Origin of the sequence: Streptomyces sp. NBC_00102 (assembly GCF_026343115.1) — a bacterium.
In the GTDB taxonomy this organism is placed as follows: domain Bacteria; phylum Actinomycetota; class Actinomycetes; order Streptomycetales; family Streptomycetaceae; genus Streptomyces.
This window is the reverse complement of sequence record NZ_JAPEMC010000001.1, coordinates 2,854,537-2,879,714: the sequence shown is the minus strand read 5'-3', so window position 1 is coordinate 2,879,714 and position 25,178 is coordinate 2,854,537. Positions and strand designations below refer to the sequence as shown.

The 25,178-nt window shown below is 71.5% G+C and carries 28 protein-coding genes and 1 pseudogene; 12 read left to right on the top strand and 17 right to left on the bottom strand.

Annotation, left to right across the window (positions count from 1 at the left end; genetic code table 11):
* Positions 1–21: 21 nt before the first annotated feature.
* On the bottom strand, positions 22–960 hold the full coding sequence (hemC, locus tag OHA55_RS12755) for a hydroxymethylbilane synthase (RefSeq protein WP_266705844.1): 939 nt from the start codon (positions 958–960) through the stop codon (positions 22–24).
* A gap of 246 nt (positions 961–1,206) precedes the next feature.
* On the opposite strand from hemC, the gene OHA55_RS12750 reads away from it, so the two are divergent.
* Entirely contained in the window at positions 1,207–1,950 is a 744-nt protein-coding gene (locus OHA55_RS12750; protein ID WP_266710600.1) for a formylglycine-generating enzyme family protein, read from the top strand.
* Between the two features lie 29 nt (positions 1,951–1,979).
* Here the strand turns inward: OHA55_RS12750 and OHA55_RS12745 are convergent, their stop codons facing one another.
* Entirely contained in the window at positions 1,980–2,192 is a 213-nt protein-coding gene (locus OHA55_RS12745) for a DUF397 domain-containing protein (RefSeq protein ID WP_266705842.1), read from the bottom strand.
* A pseudogene (locus tag OHA55_RS12740) lies at positions 2,179–3,016 on the bottom strand (helix-turn-helix domain-containing protein). Before OHA55_RS12740 ends, OHA55_RS12745 begins: the two are co-directional and overlap by 14 nt.
* 114 nt (positions 3,017–3,130) lie before the next feature.
* On the opposite strand from OHA55_RS12740, the gene OHA55_RS12735 reads away from it, so the two are divergent.
* Together OHA55_RS12735 and OHA55_RS12730 are read left to right on the top strand one after the other, a co-directional pair.
* On the top strand, positions 3,131–3,421 hold the full coding sequence (locus tag OHA55_RS12735; protein WP_266705840.1) for a hypothetical protein: 291 nt from the start codon (positions 3,131–3,133) through the stop codon (positions 3,419–3,421).
* Entirely contained in the window at positions 3,402–3,638 is a 237-nt protein-coding gene (locus OHA55_RS12730) for a hypothetical protein (RefSeq protein ID WP_266705838.1), read from the top strand. Before OHA55_RS12735 ends, OHA55_RS12730 begins: the two co-directional genes overlap by 20 nt.
* Positions 3,639–3,812: 174 nt before the next feature.
* Here OHA55_RS12730 and OHA55_RS12725 read toward each other — a convergent pair whose 3' ends face one another.
* The 4 genes from OHA55_RS12725 to OHA55_RS12710 all read right to left on the bottom strand — a co-directional run bounded on the left by OHA55_RS12725 (position 3,813) and on the right by OHA55_RS12710 (position 7,796).
* Positions 3,813–4,301 carry a hypothetical protein gene (locus OHA55_RS12725; RefSeq protein ID WP_266705836.1) on the bottom strand — a complete coding sequence of 163 codons (489 nt, stop codon included), beginning with the start codon at positions 4,299–4,301 and terminating at the stop codon, positions 3,813–3,815.
* A 276-nt stretch (positions 4,302–4,577) separates the two neighbouring features.
* Positions 4,578–6,158, bottom strand: coding sequence for a hypothetical protein (locus OHA55_RS12720; protein WP_266705834.1), 1,581 nt, complete (start codon positions 6,156–6,158; stop codon positions 4,578–4,580).
* Positions 6,159–6,366: 208 nt separating this feature from the next.
* A complete protein-coding gene (locus tag OHA55_RS12715) occupies positions 6,367–6,720 on the bottom strand; it encodes a PRC-barrel domain containing protein (protein WP_266705832.1) in 354 nt (117 codons plus the stop codon).
* Between the two features lie 206 nt (positions 6,721–6,926).
* Entirely contained in the window at positions 6,927–7,796 is an 870-nt protein-coding gene (locus OHA55_RS12710) for a helix-turn-helix transcriptional regulator (RefSeq protein WP_266705830.1), read from the bottom strand.
* Positions 7,797–7,935: 139 nt separating this feature from the next.
* Here OHA55_RS12710 and OHA55_RS12705 point away from each other — a divergent pair, with 139 nt between their 5' ends.
* From OHA55_RS12705 to OHA55_RS12695, 3 genes are all read left to right on the top strand, one after another.
* Positions 7,936–8,715 carry an NAD(P)H-dependent oxidoreductase gene (locus OHA55_RS12705; protein WP_266705829.1) on the top strand — a complete coding sequence of 260 codons (780 nt, stop codon included), beginning with the start codon at positions 7,936–7,938 and terminating at the stop codon, positions 8,713–8,715.
* A 140-nt stretch (positions 8,716–8,855) separates the two neighbouring features.
* Positions 8,856–9,332, top strand: a complete 477-nt coding sequence (locus tag OHA55_RS12700) for a GNAT family N-acetyltransferase (protein WP_266705828.1) — start codon at positions 8,856–8,858, stop codon at positions 9,330–9,332.
* Positions 9,333–9,474: 142 nt separating this feature from the next.
* Positions 9,475–9,933, top strand: coding sequence for a DUF5707 domain-containing protein (locus tag OHA55_RS12695; protein ID WP_266705826.1), 459 nt, complete (start codon positions 9,475–9,477; stop codon positions 9,931–9,933).
* 84 nt (positions 9,934–10,017) lie between these two features.
* Here OHA55_RS12695 and OHA55_RS12690 read toward each other — a convergent pair whose 3' ends face one another.
* The 5 genes from OHA55_RS12690 to OHA55_RS12670 form a co-directional block, all read right to left on the bottom strand.
* On the bottom strand, positions 10,018–11,655 hold the full coding sequence (locus tag OHA55_RS12690) for a PTS transporter subunit EIIC (RefSeq protein WP_266705824.1): 1,638 nt from the start codon (positions 11,653–11,655) through the stop codon (positions 10,018–10,020).
* 97 nt (positions 11,656–11,752) lie between these two features.
* Positions 11,753–12,697, bottom strand: coding sequence for an N-acetylmuramic acid 6-phosphate etherase (murQ, locus tag OHA55_RS12685; protein ID WP_266705822.1), 945 nt, complete (start codon positions 12,695–12,697; stop codon positions 11,753–11,755).
* A 115-nt stretch (positions 12,698–12,812) separates the two neighbouring features.
* Positions 12,813–13,733: a MurR/RpiR family transcriptional regulator gene (locus OHA55_RS12680; protein WP_266705820.1), complete on the bottom strand. Its 921-nt coding sequence runs from the start codon at positions 13,731–13,733 to the stop codon at positions 12,813–12,815.
* 188 nt (positions 13,734–13,921) lie between these two features.
* Positions 13,922–14,200 (bottom strand): GlsB/YeaQ/YmgE family stress response membrane protein, encoded by a 279-nt coding sequence (locus OHA55_RS12675; RefSeq protein ID WP_266705818.1) that lies wholly within the window; start codon positions 14,198–14,200, stop codon positions 13,922–13,924.
* Positions 14,201–14,436: 236 nt separating this feature from the next.
* Positions 14,437–14,640: a cold-shock protein gene (locus OHA55_RS12670; RefSeq protein ID WP_266705816.1), complete on the bottom strand. Its 204-nt coding sequence runs from the start codon at positions 14,638–14,640 to the stop codon at positions 14,437–14,439.
* Positions 14,641–14,900: 260 nt separating this feature from the next.
* Here OHA55_RS12670 and OHA55_RS12665 point away from each other — a divergent pair, with 260 nt between their 5' ends.
* Positions 14,901–15,269, top strand: coding sequence for a hypothetical protein (locus OHA55_RS12665; RefSeq protein ID WP_266705814.1), 369 nt, complete (start codon positions 14,901–14,903; stop codon positions 15,267–15,269).
* Positions 15,266–15,553, top strand: coding sequence for a DUF4031 domain-containing protein (locus OHA55_RS12660; protein ID WP_266705812.1), 288 nt, complete (start codon positions 15,266–15,268; stop codon positions 15,551–15,553). Before OHA55_RS12665 ends, OHA55_RS12660 begins: the two co-directional genes overlap by 4 nt.
* A gap of 108 nt (positions 15,554–15,661) precedes the next feature.
* On the opposite strand, the gene OHA55_RS12655 is transcribed toward OHA55_RS12660, so the two are convergent.
* On the bottom strand, positions 15,662–16,915 hold the full coding sequence (locus OHA55_RS12655; protein ID WP_266710597.1) for a Cmx/CmrA family chloramphenicol efflux MFS transporter: 1,254 nt from the start codon (positions 16,913–16,915) through the stop codon (positions 15,662–15,664).
* A gap of 244 nt (positions 16,916–17,159) precedes the next feature.
* On the opposite strand from OHA55_RS12655, the gene OHA55_RS12650 reads away from it, so the two are divergent.
* A complete protein-coding gene (locus OHA55_RS12650; RefSeq protein WP_266705810.1) occupies positions 17,160–17,333 on the top strand; it encodes a CsbD family protein in 174 nt (57 codons plus the stop codon).
* 184 nt (positions 17,334–17,517) lie between these two features.
* Here the strand turns inward: OHA55_RS12650 and OHA55_RS12645 are convergent, their stop codons facing one another.
* Both OHA55_RS12645 and OHA55_RS12640 read right to left on the bottom strand, forming a co-directional pair.
* Positions 17,518–18,405 carry a hypothetical protein gene (locus OHA55_RS12645; RefSeq protein ID WP_266705808.1) on the bottom strand — a complete coding sequence of 296 codons (888 nt, stop codon included), beginning with the start codon at positions 18,403–18,405 and terminating at the stop codon, positions 17,518–17,520.
* A gap of 162 nt (positions 18,406–18,567) precedes the next feature.
* Entirely contained in the window at positions 18,568–19,203 is a 636-nt protein-coding gene (locus tag OHA55_RS12640) for a TetR/AcrR family transcriptional regulator (RefSeq protein ID WP_266705806.1), read from the bottom strand.
* 246 nt (positions 19,204–19,449) lie between these two features.
* Here OHA55_RS12640 and OHA55_RS12635 point away from each other — a divergent pair, with 246 nt between their 5' ends.
* Positions 19,450–21,057, top strand: coding sequence for an MDR family MFS transporter (locus OHA55_RS12635; protein ID WP_266705804.1), 1,608 nt, complete (start codon positions 19,450–19,452; stop codon positions 21,055–21,057).
* An 85-nt stretch (positions 21,058–21,142) separates the two neighbouring features.
* Here OHA55_RS12635 and OHA55_RS12630 read toward each other — a convergent pair whose 3' ends face one another.
* On the bottom strand, positions 21,143–21,808 hold the full coding sequence (locus OHA55_RS12630) for a hypothetical protein (protein ID WP_266705802.1): 666 nt from the start codon (positions 21,806–21,808) through the stop codon (positions 21,143–21,145).
* A 140-nt stretch (positions 21,809–21,948) separates the two neighbouring features.
* On the opposite strand from OHA55_RS12630, the gene OHA55_RS12625 reads away from it, so the two are divergent.
* A complete protein-coding gene (locus tag OHA55_RS12625) occupies positions 21,949–23,193 on the top strand; it encodes a S8 family peptidase (RefSeq protein WP_266705800.1) in 1,245 nt (414 codons plus the stop codon).
* A 171-nt stretch (positions 23,194–23,364) separates the two neighbouring features.
* On the opposite strand, the gene OHA55_RS12620 is transcribed toward OHA55_RS12625, so the two are convergent.
* Entirely contained in the window at positions 23,365–24,342 is a 978-nt protein-coding gene (locus OHA55_RS12620) for a hypothetical protein (RefSeq protein WP_266705798.1), read from the bottom strand.
* A gap of 323 nt (positions 24,343–24,665) precedes the next feature.
* Here OHA55_RS12620 and OHA55_RS12615 point away from each other — a divergent pair, with 323 nt between their 5' ends.
* Positions 24,666–25,106 (top strand): SsgA family sporulation/cell division regulator, encoded by a 441-nt coding sequence (locus OHA55_RS12615; RefSeq protein ID WP_266705796.1) that lies wholly within the window; start codon positions 24,666–24,668, stop codon positions 25,104–25,106.
* Positions 25,107–25,178: the final 72 nt, after the last annotated feature.

The following is a 25,178-nucleotide window of genomic DNA, read 5'->3' as shown; positions in this document are numbered from 1 at the left end:
TACCGGGTGAGGACGAGTGGCTCAGTGGTCGATCGAGTCGATCAGCTCGCGAGCGCCCTGACGGAGAAGAGTGACCGCCACCGACGTGCCGAGGGTGGCCGGGTCGAGCGGACCGGCCCACTCGTGCGCGTTGAGGACCGTCTTGCCGTCCGGGGTGAACACACACGCACGCAGCGAGAGTTCGCCGTTGCTGCCCCGGGAGGTGGCGTAACCGGCGATCGGGCTGTTGCAGTGTCCCTGGAGCACGTGCAGGAACATCCGCTCGGCGGTCATCTCCCGGTACGTGGGAGCGTGGTTGAGGCCGCTGACCGTTTCGATCGTGGCGCCGTCGTCCTCACGGCACTGGAGCGCGAGCACCCCGGCCCCGATCGGCGGGCACATCGCCTCCGTCGACAGCACCTCGGAGATGACCTCGGAGCGCCCGATACGGGCCAGCCCGGACGCCGCCAGCAACAGCGCGTCCGCCTCGCCCGCCGCCAGCTTCTCCAGCCGCCGGTTAGCGTTGCCCCGGAACGGTACGCACTCCAGATGCGGATGCGAGGCCGCCAACTGCGCGATCCGGCGCACCGACGAGGTTCCGACCCGCGTCCCCTCCGGCAGCTCGTCGAGCGTGAGCCCACCGGGGTGCACGAGGGCGTCCCGTACGTCGTCCCGCTTCAGGAACGCCGCGAACACCGTCCCGGCCGGCAACGGCCGGTCCGCCGGTACGTCCTTCACACAGTGCACCGCGAGATCGGCCTCCCCGGCGAGCAGCGCCGCGTCGACCTCCTTGGTGAACGCCCCCTTCCCCTCCACCTGGGAGAGCGCGCCCATCCACTTGTCCCCGGTCGTCTTCACGGGGACGACTTCGGTGGCGATACCGGGGTGCAGCACCGCCAGTTCGGCCCGTACCCGCTCCACCTGAGCCAGCGCCATCGGCGAGTCGCGGGAGACGATACGGATGAGTTCGGGAGTGGCCATACGTTCACGATAGACCCGCGAGGCGGGGCCGTGGGGCACGACGCGTAGGGGCGAGGCGGACGGCCCCGAGCCCCATGTCCGTCCTCGTCCCCAAGTCCTGTTCCACCCGTCCTGGTCCGCTCGTCCTGGTCCACCCGTCCTCCTCCGCTCGTCCTGGTCCGCGAGGCTGCTTCGGGGAGGGCCCATCGGCCGATGCGTGCCCGAACGAACGACGTGATCATGGTGGTCGGGCCGAACAGGGGGGTCATGAAGGTGGAGCAGGTGGACTGGGTCGAGATCCCGGCGGGATTGCTGCGCCGAGGTACACCGACCGGCGAAGTGGCAGCGGTGGCACGGCGATTCGCCCATACCGGGGTGCCGGTGGAGTGGTACCTGAAGGAAGCGCCGCGCTCGGAAATCCACGTTCCCGCCTTCCGGATCGCTCGTACCCCGGTCACGGTCGGCCAGTGGGCGCACTACGCGACAGCGACGGACCGACCGGCCCGCCAGGCGCCGCCGGACCGGTCCGACCACCCCGTCATCGGGGTCGCCTGGGAGGCGGCGACCGCCTACTGCCGGTGGCTGGGAGGCTTGCTCGGCCACGAGGTGCGGCTGCCCACGGAAGACGAGTGGGAGCGTGCCGCGCGCGGCGACGACGGCCGGGAGTTTCCCTGGGGCGACGAGTACCGCACCGGCCTGGCCAACCTGGTGGACCTCGGCATCGGCACCACCACACCCGTCGGCTCGTTCCGCGACGGAGCCAGCCCCTTCGGCGTACTGGACATGGCTGGCAACGCCGACGAGTGGACCTCCACCCTTTACGCGCCCTACCCCGGTGCGCCCGCCGAAGTGCCGGAATCCGAGGACTGGGCCTTCGATCGCCACATCACCCGAGGCGGCGCCTTCCGCCACGACCGCGACCTGGCCCGGTGCGCCCGTCGGCACGGCGCCTACGAGCCGGATCTCGAAGCCATCGGCGTGGGCTTCCGCATCGCGACAACGGCCGGGTAGAACCGGCCCCGGCCGGTGGCCGTGTCCGTTCAGCCGGCCTTGAGATCGCCGACGAACGCGGCCCAGGCCTCGGTACGGAAGGCGAGGACCGGGCCGCCGTCTCCGAGCTTGGAGTCGCGGACGGGGACGAGGCCGGGGTGGCCGTCGGAGGTTTCCAGGCAGTCGCCGCCATCGCCGCCGCTGTAGGTGGACTTGTGCCAGGCAGTGCCTGTCAGGCTGCATTCCGAGCTAGAGACCTTCACGGGCGTAACCCTCCGAGACCGACTGGATCATGGCCAGGGACGCGTCGGGTGGCATCGCGCTGGCCGTCAACAGATCGTAGGTCAGTTCGTATTGCCGGACGGTGGCCGGATCGTCCTGCAACTGCCCGGTGCCCAGCCCCTGGAGGTAGGCCAGAGGAGGGGCGTCATGGAATGACATCAACTTGAGCGGCCCGGACAGGGCAGCGTGCGCACCGGCGTCGAAGGGCAGTACCTGGACGATGAGCCGGTGCTTGGACGCGAGGTCCGCGAGGTATCCGAGTGCTTCGGCCATCACGGCCTGGCTGCCAGTCTTGCGGCGCAGCACTGCCTCATCAAGAACCACCCACAACATGGGTGTTGTTGGATCCGCCAGCAGGCGCCCCCGGTCGAGTCGCGCCTCCACCAGTTCGTCGATCACTTCGTCCGGAGCCGTGGGCTGGTACGCACGGAAGACGGCGCGTGCGTACGGTCGCGTCTGCAGGATGCCGGGGATCAGCTGGGGTGCGTACTCCCTGATCTGCACCGCCACGGCCTCCGCCTCGGCGGCCTCCGCGAAGTGGTCCGGGTACTTCGACTTCTGCAGCGCCGCGCAGTTGCGGGCGAAGAAGCCGTCCGTCTGGAGGATCTCGTCCAGGCGCTGGGCCTGGTCGAGTTGCATGCGGCGGGTGCCCGACTCCAGTTGGCCGATGAACGAGCCGCTGACGAAGAGCGGGGGCGCCCAGTTCCTCCTGGGTGAGGCCCGCCTGTTCTCTCCGGTGGCGGAGTTCCGCGCCCAGGAAGGCGCGGGGAGAGGACGACGGGTCGAGTTTCTTGGGCCCGGGCATGGCAACTCTCCGTTACACACGTGCGGTTGTTGGAATGGCGCCTCTTCCAGGCTAGCCGTGCGTTGGACACTCTGGGTACACATCTCCATTACTCAGGGTGGAAGGAATGAACGCATGAAGGTGACCGAGCGGCGCAGGGCGGCCGAGGGGAACATGCGGGTGGCGGAGGAGGTCGTGGCGCGTTTGAAAACCGGGCTGGCGGGGGTGGGGGCCACACTGCCGTCGCTGCGGATCGACCTGGTGTCGTGCGCCGGCGACGCCACGGCGCCGCTCGTGGATCTCGGTCGGTGCACCGTGGAGACGGCGCTGCGGCTGAGTGAGGCGCTGGAACGCATGAAGAGGGAGATCGACGGGGAGAACGCCCAGGTGAAGGAGGGCGTGGAACATGTCGGTCGAAAGGGTTGAGCCGTGTGTGCCGGAGCGTGGATCGTTCGCGGTCGACGTCCGGACGGGCAAGGTGGGGCGGGTGATGGGCCGGGTGGGCCCGAACATTCAGCTGCGTCCGCCCGGTGGCGGTCTGGAGTGGGACTGTCCGCCCGAAGCGGTGCAGCCGGCACCGCCCGGAGTGGTGCTCCGCGCGCGGGTGACGGAGATCAACAGGGAGGGGCAGTTGCCCCGTTGAGGGCCCGCCCGGCGGCGGCCGCGCGCCGCCGGCCTCGTCACCGGGCGCCCGTCACCACACGTGACCGGGCGACCGGGGCGACGGACTCGTGCGGAGGGGGCCCCGCTGGCCGGGCTCGCGGGGTGGGGCACCCCCGAACCGAACTTCCCCCAGCTTCAACCGGATCGCTACGAGCTATGACGCCGTCTCGCGCGTCATCACGTACTTGTTCCCGATGTCGGGGTCGCCGTACATGAAGAACAGCACCAGCCCGTCGTGCGGATCGCGGTCCACGTAGAAGGACCACGAGTAGGTCGGCGGGGGTTCCGTAGCCGAGGGGGCAGTCACCGGTGCGGGAGAGCGCTTCTCGGCTCGGGTTCGCGCCGTCAGCGTGAGTCGGACGACCTGCCCGCCGTCGTCGTCGGTCAGTCGCCAGGTTCCGGTACCGGAGAGGCGCCAGCCGTCTTCGAAGTCGAAGTCCTGTCCGCCGAGATTGTCGAGAAGGGCCGTTCCGTCTTCACGAAGCACCACACGGGTCCCCTCGTCCTCCCCTTCGTTCTCCCAGCTCCCAGCTACTTCGGCCGCTGTGGCGTCGTGAAGCCCCGTTCCCTCGTAGTACTGATAGGGGCCTGCGCACGCCGTCAGAGCAGCCAGAACCACCATCAGGACACCGAGGGCTGCCACCCACGCACGCAGCCTGCTTCCACCCGCCATCAGGCCCTCCCGCCCCCAGCCCTCATCGGTCAGCTGACAGGAATGGGCTGCGGGAAGTTACCTTGTCAGATAAGTTGAACGTGTTCAACTCTGTGTCGGGAGAGGTGGCGCGCGGCCTCCCACGGCTCGCATGTCCAGCCATCGATGAGCATGGCGGACAGCGCTTTCGATACCCGCCCCGGAGGGCTCACTCCCCACCGGAGCGGGGAGCGCGCGACTCCGCCCGGAGCCGGCCTCGGCCGGTGGTCAAGCCGAGGACAGCTGTTCCGCGATCTCCTTGACCCAGGCCGCGCTCTTCCCGGGGTCGTTGAGGGACACCGCCCACGCCTCGGGGTCCAGTTTCTGCTGGGTGGGGCCTGCCTTGAGGACGATGAGGAGCGATCTGGCCGAGTCCCGCATCTCCGTCGTCGTGTGGCTGCTGCCCTCGATGTCCGGGCCTGCGGCCAAGGCGTAGAGCTTGCGCGCCATCGCCTGGCGTTCGCCGTTGCTCACCTTCTTCCAGAACTTCAGGGACTCCTTCAGCGCCTCCTCGCGGGAGGCGGCCGCCTTGGACGTTTCCCCGTCCTCGGCCCAGCGTTCGGGGTGGCGGGCCCCGTCATAGCGCTTCGTGCCCGCGCGTACTCCCTTGTAGGCGGCGACGCCGAAGATGAGACCCGCGGCAGTCGCGGCGATGCCCCAGCCGACCGGATTGCTCGCGAGCCCGGCCGCTCCCGCGGTGGCGGCGACCGCCGTCACGATGCCGCCCGCGGCCTTGGCGGACTCACCCACGGCCGTGACGACCTGCTTGCCCATCTTGTTCTTCTGCTTGTCGCGCGCGTACGTGAGCACCGTGTTCATCGTGTTCTTGTCTTCGGCCTGCTGGAACTGGTCGGCGGCGTCACGGGCGCCGCCCATGGCCGACAACGCGCTGTCGATGGCGGCGGGTACTTCCGCCAGACCGTCCTCGTTGTCGCCTTGCCAGAGCGAATCCAGTTCGACGTACGCCCTGGCCAGGGCCAGTTCGGCGTCGTACTGCGCCTGCTTCAGCCGGGTCAGGTCCTCGTCGTCGACACGGTCGGGCTTCTCCAGTGCGCCCAGAGCGCGATATTTGCGGAGCGTCGTCGCGGAACGGATTGCGGCGCGTCCTCCCTTCGCTCCGCCAGTGATGCTGGCGCTGATCCCGCTCGCCTCGGAAGCATTCGCGGCGGCTGCCAACTTCTCGGCCTTGGTCAGCTCCTTGGTGAAGGCCAGGACGTTGTTGAGGGCACTGCCTGCGCTGACGACGGCGTCGGACGTCTTGGAGACGAACTTCTTCTTCGCCGTGTGATGGGCGGCGCCCTCCGTGTTTTTCGCCATGCTCTGCCAGGCCTTGCGCCCCTCCTTGCCATTGGTCACCGCGCCGAAGAATTCCGAGGCGACGCCCACCCCGGAGCCGCCGGCGCCGGAGCCGGCGGCGGAGTGCTTGAGAGTCTCGTCGGCCGTGGCAGAGGCGTGCTGGGCGAAGCCCGCGTTGGTGGGGGTCTGGATGCCCTTGACGAAGGTGTCGATGAACTCGAAGTTCTTCTTGAGTTTGTCGAGGCCCGCGGCGATCCGGGCCCGGTATCTCTGCGATCTGGAGGAGGTGTTGGCCTGCGCCGGCGCCTTCTCGGGGCGCTCCCCGGCCTCTTGCCTGGCGCGCTGCACCATCACGGTCGCGGCCCGGTTGCCGGCGCTGGACTGGATCGAGAGGAGAGCGCGCTGCGCCGAGTTGCCGGGCAGGCCCCCGCCCCGGCTGCGGTCCTGCTGCCGCCGGCTCGGTGACGGGACGGCCCGGGATCGCGGTGAGGTGGGGTGGACCGAGGCGCTCATGGACGTACCTCTCCTGTGCAGGACCGGGCGGGGGGAGAGTAGCCAGGCCAGGCGGGCGGAGGAAGAACAGTCGGGAAACATCCGGGGGCAGCACTCAGTGTCGCCGCGGCCCAACGGGTCCGGGCGCATGCCGTCCGGGCACACGTCGCGGGGCGAACCCTCTTCGGGCCCGCCCCGCTCTGTGCGACGTGCGTGGTGACGCGAGGACTCAGATCAGACGGTGCATCCCGTAGTAGGCGGCCAGGTCCGTGTAGTAGGCCGGGTGGCCCGAGTGCGTCGGCCGTTCGAACTCCGGCGCCTCCTTGATCTGTTCCTTCGTGAGGTCCACGTGGACCTCACGTTTCTCCGTGTCGATCCGGGAGACCGTGCCTGCGGGCAACAGGACCTCCCGCCCGAAGATCCACACCCCGGTGTCCACCAGGAGGTGGGCGGAACCCACCTCTTCGGAGTGACTGTCGACCTTGCCGACGTGCCCGTCGACGGCTTCGACCGCGAATCCGGTCAGGTCGATTCCGGAGATGTGGCCGCTGGCAGGGTGGTAACCCCACGGGTCGGTGCTCATGGGTCGCTCCTTCCTCGGCGGTCCTTCGGTCGCGCTCCCCGCCCGGCTGTGCGGACCGCGATGCGAGCCGCGGTGCGATGCGTACGGCGGTGCGATGCGTACGGCGGTGCGTACCGCTTCGCGATGCGTACGTACGGCGGTGCGTACCGCGATGCGTACGGCCGGCGAGATGCGCTCATGGGTTCGCGTGCCCGCGAACCCGGCCTTCACACCGATCCACCAGGAATCGCGGAACGGCCCGGGACGACCTCCGAGGCGATCGCCGCCGCACCGCTGTCCGCGCTCAGGCCCGAGAGCAGGCGCAGGCCGTCCTCGGCGGGGGTGCCGGGGGCCGCGGAGAGGACCACCAGCTCCATGCCCGACTCGTCGGGCAGGGCGAAGTTCTCCTGGTGCAGTTCGAGCAGGCCGACCAGCGGATGCCGGTACGGCTTGTTCCCGTGGGTGCGGGCACGCACGTCCGCGCGGGCCCAGAGACGGCGGAACCGGTCGCTTCCCATGGCCAACTCGCCGATGAGCGAGGCCAGGCGGGGGTCTTCGGGGTACTGCCCGGCCGCCAGGCGCAGATGTCCGACCACGTCCAGGGTGCACGTGTCCCAGTCCGCGTAGAGGCCGCGCTCCACCTCCTCCAGGAACAGATGGCGCGCGGTGTTCAGGCCGGGCAGCGGCCGGCCGAAGAGGAGTCCGGCGAGCCGGTTCCCGGCGAGTACGTCCATCCGGTGGTTCATGATCAACGCGGGGGCGTCGACGACCAGTTCGAGGACGCGCAAGAGTTCGGGCCGGATGCGGCCGCCCGGCGCCTTCGCGCGCCGGCGCTGACAGGCGAGCCGGGAGAGGTGTCCGCGTTCGGTCCCGTCCAGGCCGAGCACGCGGGCCAGCGCGTCGAGCACCTGGTCGGAGGGTTGCGTCGCCCGCCCCTGCTCCAGCCGTACGTAGTAGTCGACGCTGACCCCGGACAGGTGCGCGACCTCTTCGCGGCGGAGCCCCGCCACCCGGCGACGGCTGTCCACGCGGATACCGACCGACGACGGGTCGACCCGGGAACGCCGCGTCCTGAGGAAACCCGCGAGATCGTCCATGGCTCCCAGTATGGTCCCGGCGCACCCCGGGGAGGGTGGTCCTGCCGATACCAGGAAGTCCGGACCGACGGAAGCGGCGCCCCTGAACACCGGGTCCCGCAGCGCCCAGTATTCGGGGCATCCCACCGAAGGAGTTCCCGTGAAGACGCTGATCGTCCACGCCCATCCGGAACCGGAGTCGCTCAACGGCTCACTGAAGGACCTCGCCGTGTCCACCCTGGAGGGCGCCGGGCACGACGTGCGGGTGAGCGACCTGTACGCGATGGGCTGGAAGGCCGTGGTGGACGCCGCGGACTACGGCCCGCACGCCTCCACCCCCTTGCGGGTCGCGCGGGACTCGGGCCGTTCCTTCGACGCCGGGACGCTCACCCCGGACGTACGCGCCGAACAGGAGAAGCTGCTGTGGGCCGACACGGTCATCTTCCAGTTCCCGCTGTGGTGGTACTCGATGCCCGCGATCCTCAAGGGCTGGGTGGACCGGGTGTTCACCTTCCACTTCGCCTACGGCGTCGGAGAGCACAGCGACACCCACTACGGCGACCGCTTCGGAGAAGGGACCCTCGCCGGCCGCAGAGCCCTGCTGTCGGTGACCGCCGGCGGCCCGGAGTCGCACTACACCGCCCGGGGGATCAACGGCCCCATCGACGATCTGCTCTTCCCGATCCACCACGGCATCCTCTACTACCCCGGCCTGGAAGTGCTGCCGCCTTTCGTGCTGTACGGCACCGACCGGATGACCGACGAGGAGTACCCGGACGTCGCCAAGGCGTGGCAACAGCGCCTGCTCACCCTGGAGTCGACCGAGCCGATCGCGTTCCGGCCGCAGAACTTCGGCGACTACGCCATCCCCTCGCTGCAGCTGAAGGAGGGCCTGGAGCCCGAGGGGCGCCGTGGATTCGGGCTGCACGTGCGGGGCTGACGCGGGAGCGCCGCCGGGCGTCCAGGTGGACCCTTCGCCCCCTGTGACGCCCGGACGGGCGCGGGCGGCGTCGTCCCCCGGGCCGCTGATGACCGGCAATTCCGTTGACGCCCCGTCCCCCGCACGGTTCTCATGCCGTCATGAGCGAACTCCACGTCCACCCGCTGGACGATGTGGCCGACGAGCTCCTCGCCGAGGAGTGGCGGAACGTCCACAACCTGATCGTCCCGACCGCGCCCCTCACCTCCGAGGAGGTACGCGAACGGCGTTCCCGCAACCGGCTGTTCGTCGCACGGGCGATGGGCGAGGTGGTCGGCTGCTCCACCGTGCGCCCGCCGGCCGCAGCCGAGGGGGTGGCCACGGTGATCGCGCGCATCCTCCCGGAGCACCGGAGGCGAGGGTTCGGTACCGCCCTGTACGCACACGGGCTGGCGCTGGCACGGGAGTTGGGGGCGGAGGCCGTCGAGACGGTGGTCCTGGGCAGTAATACGGAGGGGCTGGATTTCGCGCGGGCGCGCGGATTCGTGGAGGTGGAGACGTACCTGCTGCCGGGGGACACCGTGCCGTTCGTCGATCTCCGGCTGACCGAGGTGCCGGAAGGGCGGCCGGTGGCCTGAAGTCCCCACGCGGGCGGCCAGGGTTACCCACTCCGGGGTGAGTGCCGGCACTCATGTCCGGCGGGTCCGGCGCGACGAGTATCGGTGCCACGGCGCACGGTTCGGAGCGCCGGTCCCGCTGAGACGACCTTGGAGAACCCTCATGTCCCGACGCATCGCCGCCCTGTCCGTGGTCGCCGGAGTGGTGGCCCTCGGGGGCGCCGGAGCCTTCGCCCTCGCGTACGCCGGTGAGCCGCAGTCGCCCACCCTGGCGCACAGCACCGCCCGCTACGCCGCCCCGGAGGGCGACCGGGACGGCTCGCTGACCTTCACCACGGACATCACGTCGACCGAGGGCGTGAAGCGCGTGAACGTGCTGGCCTGGCCGGACACCGCGTCCTTCAGGGACATGCACCTGACCGAGAAGGACATGGCCGCCGTCGAGACGGCGGAGTGCGAGCCCTCCGGCGCGGACACCGTGCACTGCACCTACCGGGTCGGCCTCACCCGCGCGGACGCCGAGGAAGCGCCGCGCGGGGTGTGGCACATCGCCGTGCTGGTCACCGCCGGAAATGGCACCACCACCCTGGAGACCGAGGCCGCCGACTTCACCATCGGGTGACCCCGGAAAACGCGCCCCGCGACGAACGAGCCGCCCCTCGTGGAGAAGGGCGGCTCGTGCTGTGCGGGGTGACCCGGCAGGTCCTCAGACCTTCGCGGGTGCGGGGGGCCGTTGCCCCGGGTCGGAGGAGTCCGGGCCCGTGGACCCGGGGCCGGCGGAGCCGGGAGCGGTGGTGCCCGGCGAACCGGTCACCACCGTGGTCGTACCGGCGGCCGGCGCCTCCTGGGAGACGTTGAACTCGGCCAGCAACTCCTTGCTGAAGCCGAAGCAGTACGTGGCGGTGAACCCGGCGACGTACCCGACGAGCAGCCCGCCCGCGTAGATCGCGATCGTGCCGCCGAGGCCGTGGTTGCCGTCCAGGAGCGGGAAGAGGGCCCAGCCGGACGGGCCGATCGCGGTCGAACCGACCGAGGTGCCGAGCTGGTTGAAGAGGCCGACGAAGGCGCCGCCGAACGCCCCGCCCACGCACGCCGTGACGAACGGGCGGCCCAGCGGCAGCGAGACGCCGTAGATCAGCGGTTCGCCCACGCCCAGCAGACCGGCGGGGAGGGCCGAGCGGATGGTGCGGCGGATCGACTCGTTGCGGGGGAGGCGTACGTACACGGCCATCGCCGCACCGACCTGCCCGGCGCCCGCCATGGCGAGGATCGGCAGCAGCACGGTGTAGCCCTGCTGCTCGATCAGGGTGGTGTGGATCGGGATCAGCGCCTGGTGCAGGCCGAGCATCACCAGCGGCAGGAAGAACCCGCCGAGCAGCAGGCCCGCGCCCGCGCCTCCGTGCGAGAGCAGCCAGTCGGCGGCCGTGCCGATGGCGGAGGAGACCTCACCGGCGACGTACATCAGGCCGAAGATCGTGACCAGCCCGGAGATCAGCACCGTGAGCGTCGGCGTGACCAGCACGTCCAGCGCCTCGGGTACCCAGCGGCGGCACCACTTCTCCACGTACACCGCGAGGACCGCCGCGCCCAGCGCGCCGAGCACACCGCCCTGGCCGGGGGAGAGCTTCTGCCCGAACGCCTCGATGTTGGCGACGCCGGGGAACACGATGATCGCGGCGACCGCGCCGCCGAGGATCGGGGTGCCGCCGAACTCCTTCGCCGTGTTGTAGCCGACGAACACCGCGATCAGCGCCATGAACCCGGAGGCGATGGCCGCGAGGGCCGGCGTCACCCCGGTCAGCCAACCCAGGTTGACCAGAAGGCCGTTGAGTCCGGCGATGATGCCGCAGCCGATGAGGGCGGGGATCAGCGGGACGAAGATGTTCGCGATCTTCCGCAGGAAGAGCTTGAACGGAGTGGCGTTCTTGGCCTTACGCGCCGCTCGCAACTCGGCTCCCTGGGCGGCGAGTTCCTCGGCGGTGGAGACGGCGGAGACGCTGGAATCGGGTGCGGGTGCGGGTGCGGGTGCGGGTGCGGGAGCAGGAGTGGGAGACGGGGCGGCGGACGCGGGCGCCGAGGCCCGCGCCTCCTCCACCAGCGCCTCGAACTCCGGGGTGACCCGGGCCACGGTGCCCGGGCCGAGGACGATCTGGTACGTGTCGTCCTCGACCACGCCCATCACGGCGGGCAGCGCCTTCAGCGCCTCGTCGTCCACGAGGGACGGGTCGAGCAGGCCCAGCCGGAGCCGGGTCATGCAGTGGGCGACGGTACGGACGTTGGAGGCGCCACCGACGAGCGGAAGAATCGCGGCGGCGGTGGCGCGGTGCTTGTCATCAGTTGCCATGGTGCGTGGTGCCTTGCTGTGCGGGGGGTGGGGGGAGCGCGCCCCGGACCGGGGCCGAGTGGGGGTCCGGAAGTCCGGGGCGCGAGTCTCGGGGGCGTCAGGGAGCGGGTACGGCCGCGAGCGCGGCGCGCAGATGGCCGTCCGAGGCGGCGAGCAGGCCGATGGCGGTGGGGCCGTCCACCTGGCCGAGGATGGTGAGGATCGCGGGCTTCACCTCACCGCCGGTGGCGGCGAGGGCGGCTTCGATCTCCTGGTCGGAGGCACCGGTCGCCAGGGCGACGATCCGGCGTGAACGGGCGTGCAGCTTCTCGTTGGAGGCCCGCACGTCGACCATCAGGTTCCCGTACGTCTTGCCGAGCCGGATCATCGTGATGGTCGAGATCATGTTGAGTACCAGCTTCTGCGCCGTACCCGCCTTCAGCCGGGTCGATCCGGTCAGCAGCTCCGGTCCCGTGACGACCTCCAGGCCGTGCTCGGCGGCGGCGGCCAGTGCCGAGCCCGCGTTGCAGGAGAGCCCCACGGTGAGCGCGCCCCGGGCGCGGGCGTGTTCGACGGCGCCGATCGCGTACGGGGTGCGGCCCGAGGCGGAGATCCCGACGACGGTGTCCTCGGCGGTGAGGCCCAGCCCGTCCAGATCGGCCGCGGCCAGCTCCCGGCTGTCCTCCGCGCCCTCCACCGCCGTCACCATCGCGGACGGGCCGCCCGCGATCAGCCCGACGACCTCGGACGGGGAGGTGTTGAAGGTGGGCGGGCACTCGCTGGCGTCCAGCACCCCGAGGCGCCCGGCGGTGCCCGCGCCCATGTAGATCAGCCGGCCGCCGCGTGCCATGCGCTCCGCGACGGCGTCGATCGCGGCGGAGATCCGCGGCAGTTGCGCGGCGACCGCGTCGGGCACCGACCGGTCCTCGCCGTTCATGAGCCGCGCGATCTCCGGGGTGGGCAGCCGGTCGATTTCGGCCAGCTCGGGACGGAACTGCTCGGTGGTGAGGGTGGCGAGCTGGGCGAGGAGGTCGTCGTCGCGGCCGGTCGCGGAGGAGGACATGAGGCGTGGCTCTGCTTTCTCGTGGTGCTCGTACGGCGTGCGGGTGCGGGTGGGTGCTCGTGCGGGTGGGTGCTCGTGCGGATGCGCTTGCCGGTCGCCCGAGGCGGGCGACCGGTCAGCGGCGGCGGTGCGGGTGGCGGTGCGCGAGTGCCTCGTACGAGGCGGAGAGCGCGGGGGCGGCCGTCTCGTAGGTGCGCTGCGCCACGCCTATGAACAGGCAGTCCACGACGAGCAGTTGACTGGTCCGACTGGACATCGCGGCGGGCCGCAGCTCGCTCTCGCGGGAGGTGGCGGTGGTCAGCACGTGGTCCGCGTACTGGGTGACGGCACCGCCGGGGCGGCCGGTGATCGCGACGGTGGTGGCGCCCCGGTCGAAGGCGGCCCGCAGCGGCTCGATCACGTCGCTGGTGGAACCGGAGTGGGTGATCGCGATGGCGAGGTCCCCGGGGCGCAGCTGCACGGCGTTGGTGACCGCGAGGTGCGGGTCGGCGTGGGCGTGCGCGATGAGGCCGATCCGGAGGAGCTTCTGCGCCAGGTCCTGGCCGACGAGCGAGGAGGCGCCCGCGCCGTAGATGTCGATCCGGCGGGCGGTGGCGGCGGCGTTGACCACGGCGGAGAGCTGTCCGGTGTCGAGCCCGGCGGCGGTGTCCGCGAGGGTCTGCTGCTCGTCCTGGGCGAGCTTGGCGACGACGTCCGCGATCGGGTCGTCCACCGCTATGTCGGCGGTGACCGCGGGGGCCCGTCCGGACTGCTGGTGGGCGGCGAGTCCGGCGAGGGCGAGGCGCAGGTCGCGGTAGCCCGGGTAGCCGAGGAGCCGAGCGGTGCGGACCACGGTGGCCTCGCTCGTACCCGTGCGCTCGGCGAGGCCGGTGACGGTGAGCGCGGCGCATCCGGCGGGGTCTCCGGCGACCGCCTCGGCGACGCGCTGCATGGAGCGGGTCATGGAGGGGGCGAGCGTGCGGACCTTGGCGGCGAGGGCCGCCGGGGCAGGCGGGGAGTCGCTGCGGCTGAAACTTTCCTTCAGTTCACTGGTCACTCCTGAAAGGTATTTTCATCACACTCGCCCGTCAACCCCCCATTGATCCCCCATTGATCCCGCCTTGCGCGCCGCCCGCTCGGGGGCCACAAGCCACCGACGGCGCTGACGGCTCCCCCTCCGGGTGGAGGGGGAGCCGTCAGCGCCGTCGGTGGTGCGTACGCGATCCGGGGCCGGAGGCCGCCGGGTCAGGCGTGGCGGTGCGAGTGCCGACCGCCGGTGACCGCCCGGTAGAGGACCAGCAGGATCGCCGAACCGGCGATCGCGGCGATCCACGTGGAGAGGTCGAAGAAACCGTCGATCGAGTCGACGCCGAAGATGACCTTGCCGAGCCAACCGCCGAGGAGGCCGCCCGCGATACCGATGAGCATCGTGATGATGATGCCGCCCGGGTCCTTGCCCGGCACGAGCGCCTTGGCGATGAGGCCGGCGAGCAGCCCGATGAGAATCCAAGCGATGATGCCCATGATGCGTCTCCTACCTCGTGGTAACAAGCCGGTGTCAAGGGTTCGTCTTTACCGGTTCCGGCGGACCAAACATGGTTGTTCCGGGGGAACTTCGAAGGGTGTGACGATGTGTGGCCCCCTGCGTCGGAACGGGGTCCACCGCGCATACGACCGGCACGGCGGGGCATACGGAGCGACCCGCACACCCGGGCGGGCGTGCGGGTCGCGTCATGGACGGCTCGCGGGGACCGGAGCGGTCAGAGCGGGCGTACCTGCTCGGCCTGCGGGCCCTTGGGGCCCTGCGACGTCGAGAACTCCACCCGCTGGTTCTCCTCCAGCGACCGGTATCCCGAGGAGTCGATCGCGGAGAAGTGCACGAAGACGTCCGGAGTGCCGTCGTCCGGTGCGATGAACCCGAACCCCTTCTCCGCGTTGAACCACTTCACAGTGCCCTGAGCCATGCCATGCCTTTCCGGTGAGCGCCGGACACATGATCGTGTCGGCGATGCGGCGAGCCTCTCCCGGTCGCCAGGAGGAGAAACGGATCGGCACGCACCACACACGTACGAGTGACGGGCCCCGTGCCCCCGGACGAAATCCGGATGCCGTCCGGCCGCGACCCGACGGCATCCGGCCCGGGTCCCGCTCCCCGCGCGCGGAGTCGCGGCCGGGCGGACGGGCGCCGGGGGAACAGCCGGACGCAGGGGGTGACAATGGAGCCATGGAGCTGAACCCCCTGGAGCAGGCACTGCACACCGCCCGCGCGCTCGTCGTGGCCGACCTGGCCGCGGGTGACGTCGCGGACGCCGACATCGTGTCCCTCGTCGAGGACGCGGTGACCCAGCGGCGGTGGTGGGTCGAGCAGTGGCCGGACGGCCTGGAGTTCCTCGTCGGACTGGTCGCCCAGGACGTCCAGGACGCGCTGCTGGAACGTTACGGCCGGTGGCCGCTCTGCCCGGTCTGCGACGACGGCGGCCCGCACGCGCTCGACGTCGAACCCGAACTCGGCGCCGACCCGCACTGGGTCTGCACCCGCGCCACCGTGTCGGTCGCCCCGGTCGGGGCGCTCGCCGGAGTGCTGCGGCGGTGACCGTCTACATAGACCCGCCGACCTGGCCGGGCCACGGCCGCCTCTGGTCGCACCTGGTCAGCGACGAGTCCTTCGAGGAACTCCACGCCTTCGCCGCCGCGATCGGCTGCCCGCCGCGCGCGTTCGAGCGGGACCACTACGACGTACCGCAGGCGAGCTATCCGGACGCGGTACGCGCCGGGGCGCGGGAGATCGGGTCCAAGGAACTGGTCCGCCGGCTGACCGAGGCCGGACTCCGCCGCCCCAAGGGCCGCCCCGCCCCGGGTGCCACGGCCGGGCGCTGAGGCGCGACCGCTCGACGTGCGGCCGCGCCCCGAACGCACGGCCGCCCCCGGCGGACCTGGCCATCAGGTCCGCCGGGGGCGGTTTCGCGTGCGTACGGGAGAGGCGCGTTACGCGGTCTCCGACCGCTCCTCCGTGAGCGCGGCCCGGGGGCGTACGACCGTCGCGCCCTCCGCGGATGCGGCGCCCGCCCCCACGACCAGCCGGGACCGGGAGGTGGATCCGCGCTGGACCCGCAGGGCCAGGGCGACCGCCGCCACGCCGGCGACCAGCATTCCGGCGCCCGCCCACGCGGGGGAGGAGTACCCGAAGTCGGCGTCGATCACCGCGCCGCCGAGCCAGGGGCCGGCGGTGTTGCCCGCGTTGAACGCGGCGGTCGTCGTCGCTCCGGCGAGCGTCGGCGCCGCACCGGCCACGTTGAACATCCGGGCGTTGAGCGCGGGGGCGGTGTAGAACGCCGAGAAGCCCAGCAGGAAGGCGATCAGGACCACGGCGACCGGGCTCGACGCGAAGAGCGCGAGCGCCACCAGGAAGACCGTGGACGCCGCGATGCCGCTGAGCATCACCCCGAAGAGGTGCGCGTCGGCGATCCGCCCGCCGATCGTCGTACCGGCCAGCGCGCCGAGGCCGAAGAGCGCCAGCACCCACGGCACCCAACCCGAGCTCAGCCCGGCGACATCGGTCAGCAGCGGGGCGAGGTAGCTGAACGCGCAGAACACACCGCCCGCCGCCAGCGCGGTGATCACGATCGCCAGCCATACCTGGCGATCGCGGTAGATGGAGAGCTCCTCGCGCAGCCGCGGGCGCTGCTCCGGCACCGGGATGCGGGGGATCTTCAGGACGACCCCGGCCAGCGCCACGGCGGACGCTGCGCCCACCGCCCAGAACGCCGAACGCCAGCCCAGGCCCTCGCCGAGGAACGCCCCCAGCGGCACGCCCATCACGTTGGCGATCGACAGCCCGCCGATCATCACGGCCATCGCCCGGGCGCGGGCGTTCCGCGGCACCATCGCGATGGCCACCGCCGCGCCCACCGCCCAGAACCCGGCGCAGGCGAGCGCGCTCACCACCCGGGAGACGAAGAGGATCTCGTACGTCGGCGCCAGCGCACCCGCGACCTGACCGAGGCCGAAGACCGAGATCAGCGCGATGAGCGTGGTGCGGCGCGGCAGCCGGAGCGTGGTCACGGCGAGCAGCGGTGCGCCGACGACCATGCCGATCGCGAACGCGGATATGAGCAGTCCGGCCCGCGGAATCGATACGCCCATGTCGTCGGCGATCGGCGGGAGCAGACCGGAGAGCATGAACTCGCTGGTGCCGAGAGCGAAGACCGAGAGGCCCAGGATGTAGACGGCCAAGGGCATACGGAGTCGACCGGTGTCGGTTTCAGGCATGACTGTGGCCAACCGGTCCGGAGTTCCGCACATTCCCGGTCGCGGCGAATGATCCCAGTTTGTTATCGCGGTGTTCACGGGGGGAGCGGCCCGCCCGCTCGCCCTGCGCGGGAGGGAAAGGAGCGCCACGATGGACGTACGGGGTTTGAGCCGCCGGACGGTGGTCAGACGAGTCACTGTCCCCGAAGTCGAGCACAGCGAGGTGGGAACGATCATGGCTGCCAATGAGAAGGCCCAGGCCAAGATGGAGCAGACCAAGGGCAAGGCCAAGGAGACCGCGGGGCGGGCCGTGGGCAACGAGCGCCTCAAGGCCGAGGGCCGGGCGGATCAGGCCAAGGGCGACGCCCGCCAGGCCAAGGAGAAGACGAAGGACACCTTCAAGCACTGAGCGCCGCAGCCGGGCGCCGAAGAGAACGACGGCATGCCGGTGCCCCCGGGACGTGAAACCATCGTCCCGGGGGCACCGGCATGTCCGCGGTCGCCGAGCGACAGCCGCGGTCGCCGAGCGTCAGCCGCTGTCGGTACGTACTGCCGTTGTCGGTACGTACTGCCGTTGTCGGTACGTGCTGCCGCTACCGCGCGCTCAGTGAGAAGGCGCCCGTGGGGGTCAGCGACACGGAGCCCGCCGGGACCGGTGAGGTCGCGGTCGACGGGGCGACCGGGGCGGTGGAGGTCGCCGGGGTGGTCGCGGTGCTGCCCGCCGTGTCCGCGGTGGTGTCGTCCGTCGTGTCGGCCGTCGTGTCGGCCGTCGTGTCGGCCGCCACGTCCGCGTCGGCGCGGGGGCCCGGGCGGAAGGCCGGGTTGGTGACGCAGCCGAGGTTCTCGTAGATGTCCACGTTCGTCTGCGGGTTCTTGCCGGCCCAGTGGTACTGGCACGCCCCCTCGATGTACCTGCCCTGAATCCCGCCGGGGAAGTCGATCTCCTTGTTCCACAGGTACTGCGACTGGATGCCGGTCATCCGCGCGGTGGCGTTGACGTCGATCCCGCCCGGTGCCTGGATGGCGTACACCCAGCCGTCCTTGCCGCCTCCGGTGGCGAAGCCCTGCGCCACCCAGCGGTCGCAACTGGTGCTCACGTGCGCGGAGTTCTGGCCGCCGCCGCCGATGATCCACTGCGACAGCGGGGTCAGCACCGTCCCCAGCGGGGTGAAGCCGCTGCGGAAGATCGCGCGCGGGTCCGGCCGGGTGTCCCCGCGCCAAAGCGTGTTGTCGTCGTGGCGCCAGTACCAGCCCTCGCTGATCGCGGCCGTGTCCACGTCGGCCCGCAGCGCGCGGTTCGTCGTCGTCCGCTCCCAGTCCGAGGAGCGGTAACCGCCGGTCGGACCGCAGGGACCGGTGTCGCGAATCTGCTCCGGGGTTCCCGGCCACGGGTCGGTGTCGGCGCTAGCCGAGGTGGCGAAGGCCAGCGAGGTGACGACGAAGGTGGCGGCGGAGGCGATCCGCAGCGCGGTCTTGAACATGGTCGGGGCAACCCCTCGGTCGGTGGGTACGGCCCACGTTCCTTAGCCCGCACACTCCCGACGGTCACGGGGCGGAAGCGCCTGCCACCCGTCGGCATCACAGGGTTCACCCGCCCGGCGCAGGTGCGTACGACCGATTCCTCAGGGGGCGGGGGGAAGGCGTCAGGCCGTCGCGGCCGGGGCGTCCGGCGCCCCGGCGGGACCCGCCGAGTCCGGGGTCCCGGCCCGCTCCGGATGCGGGACGAGCCGGTGTGCGATATCGCGGGCGACCCGGGCGATCTCGTCGTCGGAGACCTCCAGGCCCTGGGCGGCGAGCAGGGCGACGTTGACGCTGAGCAGGGCGGACCGCAGGCGCAGCTTCTCCTCCACGGGGGCGTCGGGGCCGCCCATGACGTCGCTGAGCTCGGCGAGCTTGTCGAGGGCGCCGCCCTTGTCGGGGCGGAGTTCGCGGATCACGCGGTGGTTCGCCGTGGCGAACCGCATGGCGGGCATGCCCTCGGCGACGAAGACGTCTACCATCCGGTCCACGATCCGGGTGGCGAGTTCCGGTCCGGGGGGCAGCTCCTTGGCCCACTCCACCACCGCGTCGAGCGCGTCCAGGTAGTTGGTGAAGAGGGAGCGGACGATGTCTTCCTTGCTCTTGAAGTGGTAGTAGAGGGCGGCCTTCGTGATGTCCAGCCGTTCGGCGATCTCCCGCAACGAGGTGGCGTCGTACCCCTGCTCGGTGAAGAGTTCCAGGGCCACCTTGCGGATCTCGGCCCGCGTGTCGATGCCCCGTCGGCGTCCTGCGGCTGTCATGGCTGTGCGTTCCTTTCGCCCCGAGCGTCTCCGCACGGGAGCGCCTGCGTCGATCGTGGTCCCCACGCCCCCCTTTGCCAACTTACCGTACGGCAAGTAATCTACTGACCGCCCGGTAAGTGGATTCCGGGATCAGCTTGCCCTATCGCCGAGCCGACGACATCGGTGTCGTCCCGCACCGGGGCCCTGCCGCCAGAGTTTCGGGTCCGTCGAGCGACCCCCCTTCCTGACCGAAAGGCATGCGCCGTGACGCAGACCTCCCCCGCACCGGCCGACGCCGGGGCAACCCCGGAAGCACCACCACGCTTCACCCACCGCGAGATCATGGTCACGATGAGCGGCCTGGTCATCGCGATGCTGCTCGCGATGCTGGACAACATGATCGTGGCGCCCGCGCTGCCCACGATCGTCGGAGACCTCGGCGGTCTCAAGCACCTCGCCTGGGTGACCACCGGCTACATCCTCGCCTCCACCGTCGCCACCCCGATCTGGGGCAAGCTCGGTGACCTGCTCGGGCGCCGCATCACCTTCATCACCTCCATCGCGATCTTCCTGATCGGCTCCGCGCTCTGCGGCCTCTCCCAGAACATGGGCGAACTGATCGGCTTCCGTGCCCTCCAGGGCCTCGGCGCCGGTGGCCTGATGGTCGGCGTGATGGCGGTGCTGGCCGAGATCGTGCCGCCGCGCGACCGCAGCAAGTACCAGGGCGTGATGATGGCGGTCATGCCCGTCGCCATGATCGGCGGCCCGCTCGCCGGTGGCTTCATCACCGACAACCTGAACTGGCGCTGGGCCTTCTACGTCAACCTGCCGCTCGGCGTCGTCGCCCTGTTCGTCTGCTGGTTCGTCCTCGCCAAGCTCCCGCGCAAGGCCGCCGCCCGTGTCCGCATCGACTGGACCGGCGCCGCGCTGCTCAGCGTCTGGATCACCACCCTGGTCCTGATCACCAGCTGGGGCGGCAGCGAGTACGACTGGGACTCGGCCATGATCCTCGGCCTCGCCGCGGTCACCGTGGTCGTCTTCGCCCTGTTCGTCCTCGTCGAGCGCCGTGCCGCGGAACCGATCATGCCGCTGTCGGTCTTCGCCGACCGCAACTTCAGCCTCGCCGGTGCGCTCAGCTTCATCGTCGGCTTCGCCATGTTCGGCGGGATCACCCTGCTCCCGCAGTTCCAGCAGTACGTCCAGGGCTCCTCCGCCACCAACAGCGGCCTGCTCCTCATGCCGATGATGCTGGCCGCGATGGTGCTCTCCCTCGTCGGCGGTACCTACATCAGCAAGACCGGCCGCTACCGCCTCCTGCCCATCGCGGGCACCGCCCTGATGGCGGTCGGTCTCGGCCTCTTCGCCACCATGGGACCCGACACCACCCGCTTCACCACCGGGCTCTTCATGGTCGTCCTCGGCCTCGGCATGGGCTGCCTGATGCAGACCACCATGCTCATCGCCCAGAACAGCGCCCCGGTACGCGACATCGGCGCCGCCACCGGCGCGGCCACCTTCCTGCGCAACATGGGCGGCTCGCTCGGCGTCTCCCTGCTCGGCACCCTCTACGCCAGCACGCTCACCGACTCCTTCACCAAGGGCGGTGCCGCCTCGGCCGGTGGCGCCGACGCCGGTTCCTCGGTGTCCGGAATGACCCCCGAGGCCCTGCGCGCCCTGCCCGCCGAAGTCCGGCACGCGTTCGCCCAGGCGGTCAGCGACGGCGTCGACACCGCCTTCGCCTGGGGCGCGGGCGCCGCCGCCGTCGGCATCGTCATCGCCCTCTTCGTCCGCCAGGTGCCGCTGCGCGGCTTCACCGCGGCCGAGGAGAAGAAGACGGACGGGGCGGCCGCCGTCCCGGTCGCCGCCGAGTGACCCGCTGACGTCCACCCGGCCCACGGGCCGCGCCCCGTACGGAACGTTCCGTACGGGGCGCGGCCCGTCGCGCTGCGCCCGCCGGTCACGGCAGGGGGGCCTCCAGCAGTTGAAGTTCCCGCGTCAGGTTCTGCCGCGCCCCGGCCTCCCACTCCTTCGCCCCGTACGGGGTACGGAACAGCCTCGGCAGCGCCAGCAATTGCCGCAGCACCCCGGCCCTGCCCTCGCGGAAGAGGTCGTCCGGCACGAAGCCGTACTCCTCGCGGACCTGGGCGGTGTAGTGCGCGTACGCCTTCGGGCCCGCCGCCAGGATCGCCAGATCGGCGTCGCACAGCACCTCGCCGTTACGGTCGCCCTGCGCCGGGTCGTGCGTCACGGTGAGCCGGACCAGCCGTGCCACCTCGGCCGTCGCCCCGGCCGGAACCCCTGCCTCGGGAAGGGCCCGCTCGGCGAGGGCGGCGCTGCGCTCCTCGTTCTCCGAGCGGTCGGGCCGGTAGACCGCGTCGTGGAACCAGGCGGCCAGCCGCACGAGTTCGGGCTCCCCGGCGTACTCCGCGAGGACGTCGACGCCGTCCAGGACCGCCGTCAGATGGGTGATGGTGTGGTACTTGCGCTGCGGCTCGGCCCACCGCTCCAGCAGGTTCCCGGCGTACGGAAGCGGGTCGGGGCCCGCCCCGCCGCCCCGGGCGGCCACGAGAGCCTCCCGCCAGCGGGTGCGGAGGTCGGTGGTGTGCGCGGTGTCGTCGGACATGCGGGAACTCTAAGGCTGTTCCGTGCGGCGTTCGGGCTCGGGCCCGAATGGAGGAGCGCACTGCGCACATGCTTCCGGTGCGCGGCGAACCTCCGGGACGGGTCGTTGGCCGGGGGCTTCTCGGATGATCGTCTCGGCCCGTGCACACTCGCCACGCGCTCGTACTCGCGTCCGCATTCGCCCTGGCCCTCGCGGGCCCCCTCGCCACCAGCGCGGCTTCCGCCCCCACTCCGCCGAACCCTGAACCCGCGCCGCTGATCCGTGCGGGGGACCCGATCCCCGGCCGCTACATCGTCACCCTCGACCCACTCGTGGACGCGGCCAGGACCGTGAAGACGCTGGGCCTGGCTCCCACCTTCACGTACAGCAAGGCACTCAACGGTTTCGCCGTCCCCCTCACCCCCGCCCAGCTGACGACCCTCCGCGACACCCCCGGCGTCACGTCGGTGGAGGAGGACGCGAAGACCTCCGTCCCCACGTCGGAAACGGTCCCCGCGTACACCCCCGTCCCCGCCTCCCGGGCCGCCGCCCTCCCGGCCCGCCGCGCACCGGCCGCCACCTGGGGCCTGGACCGCGTCGACCAGCGGAACCTGCCGCTCGACGGCGACTTCACCACCAGTGGCACCGGTGCCGGGGTGACCGCCTACATCCTCGACACCGGCATCGACTACGAGCACACCGAGTTCGGCGGGATCGACGGGGGACGTGCCGATTTCGGCTTCGACGCCGTGGGCGACGGCCGTCAGGGCGCGGACTGCTACGGCCATGGCACACACGTCGCGGGCACCGTAGCGGGCAGCACGTACGGTGTCGCCCGCGAGGCGAACCTGGTCAGCGTCCGGGTCCTGGGCTGCGACGGCTCGGGCTCCAGCTCCGGGCTGATCGCGGCCCTGGACTGGGTCGCCCGGAACGCCGTGCAGCCCGCCGTCCTCAACGGCTCCCTGGGCGGGGGCAAGTCGCAGGCGGTCAACCGCGCCACCACCGCGCTCTCCGCCTCGGGGGTCCTGCCCGTCCTCGCGGCCGGCAACGACTCCAAGGACGCCTGCGACGTCTCGCCCGCCTCCGCCGACGGGGCCCTGACCGTCGCGGCTTCCAACCGCTCCGACGTACAGACCTCCTTCTCCAACTGGGGCACCTGCGTCGAGCTCTACGCCCCCGGCCAGGACATCGTCTCGGCCCGGCTCGGCGGCGGCTCGGTCTCCCTGAACGGCACGTCCATGGCGGCGCCCCACGTCACCGGCCTCGCCGTCCTCTACAAGCAGGCCCACCCCGACGCCGGTTCCGCCGAAGTCGCCGCCTGGATCGACGGGGTGTCCACCAGGGGCGTCCTGACGGGCGTCAGCCAGGGCACCCCCAACCACCTTCTCTTCACCGACGGCCTGTAGACCGGCCGGAATCGTGTTCTGACCACCCCGACCGCCCGTCGACCGTCCCGCCCGTCGACCGTCCCGCCCGTCGACCGTCCGCCCGGCACCGGGATCCCTCGGTGCCGGGCGGGCTTCGCGTGCGCCCACGTGCGGGCGGTCAGGCGGGGGCCGGGGAACGGCCGCGGGTCCCTACTCGGCGGCCGGGAGGCGGACGGCGAGGAGGTTCGGGTCCTCGTTGGTGGTGTACGCGCCGCTCGCGACGTACGCCGTGGCACCCCGTACGGCCAGCGAGGTGGGGTTCTGCAGGCCGTCGGCGCCGGTCAGCACGGTGGTGTGCGTGCCGTCCCGCCGCACCAGGGCGACCGTGTTGTCCGCGTTGACCGCGGCCAGCAGGGTGTCGCCGTTCCCGGTGAACGCGATGTCGTCGATGTTCACCAGACCGGTGGCCCGGGTCTCGACCGCTCCGGCGGTGCCCCGGTGGGTGATCGGGATGCGCAGGACGGTGCCCCGGTCCAGGTTGGTCACCCAGGCCGCGCCGTTGTGGATCTTGATGCCGTTGGCCCCCAGGAACCCGGAGGCGTCCAGCTCGGGGGCCTCGGCCCACCGGGTGGGCGTACCGCCGGCCACGGGCACCCGCCACACCGTGCCCAGGACGGAGTCGGCGGCGTACAGGAAGCCGCCGCGGTCGTCGAGGGCCAGCCCGTTGGGCAGGCTGTCGGCCGGGAGCGCGGCGATGCGCCGCGCGGTACCGCCGGGGCGCAGGCTCCACAGGCCGGTCAGGTCGCCGCTGCCGGTCGCGTAGAGGAAGTACAGCGTCCCGTCGTCCGCGCGGACGATGCCGCCGAGGAACGGCTGCGTCAGCGCGGGAGTCGTGGCGCCGGCCGGGGGCTCCGGCAGGGTGGCGAGGACACGCACCCGGCCGTCGGGGGCGATGCGGGCGATCTGGCGGCTGAAGGCGAAGGTGACGTCGGCGCCGCCGTCGGGCTCCAGGGTGATGTTCTCCGGCCGCTGACCGTCCGCCATGTCCAGGTGCGCCACGAAGCGTGCCCGGGGGGCGGAGGAGCCGGAAGCGGCGGCCGGGCCCGCGGCGGTGGCGGTGGCGGCGAGAACGGCCAAGGCCGTCACGCCGACGAGGCGGGCGCGCTTGAGTTTCACGGGTGTCTTCATCGTTGGTTCTTCCTCTGATCTCGGCGGCGGGTCTCCGTCGGCTCCGGATGCTCCGGCCGAACCCGGGCGCACCGGTCGCACGTCCCCTCCGCAAATTAGGCGGGCATCCGCCCCCGGCTGTTCTCCTGGCGCACCGTCAGTTGTCTTCTGGCGCCGTACGCGGGATGGGCGGCGCCGGGGGGAAGTTCCCGCGAGCCGGTCACGGTGCTCTCGCGGGCCACACCTCGTTCGCTCCCCGGCAACTGACGGCCGGTCGTCGTCCTACCGTCGAGGGGAGGAGCGCTGTCAGACAGCGGAAGGACGACCCGACGAACGGACCCGACATGACTCAGCCGTCTTTCAGCACCGCCGGATCCTCGGTCGCGCACGAGGTCGTCGCCCACGTCCACGTCGAGGAAGAACCCCCGGTGTCGTTGCCCGCCGAACTGCGGTACGAGCGGTCCGATCCCTATGCCGTGAGCCTCGCGCTCGGGACCATGACGACCAGTACCGTCGACTGGGTCTTCGCGCGCAGCCTGCTGTCGGAGGGAACGGTCCGCCCGGCAGGTACCGGATCCATCCTGGTCAGCCCCCGCCGGGGGTGCCCGGGCGACGTGGTGCGGATCGTCGTCCGCTCACCGGCGGGCTCCGCCGTGATGGACATCGCCGCCCCGGCGGTCACCGCGTTCCTGGAACGGGCCGCCCGGGTGGTGCCCCCGGGCGAGGAGGGGCGTCATCTCGACCTCGACCGGCTGGTGACCGAACTGCTCGCCGACGGCGCATGACGGCGAACGGCGGCGCATGACGGCGAACGGCGGCGCGTGACGGCGGACGGCGGCGAGCGGCGGCGGATGAAG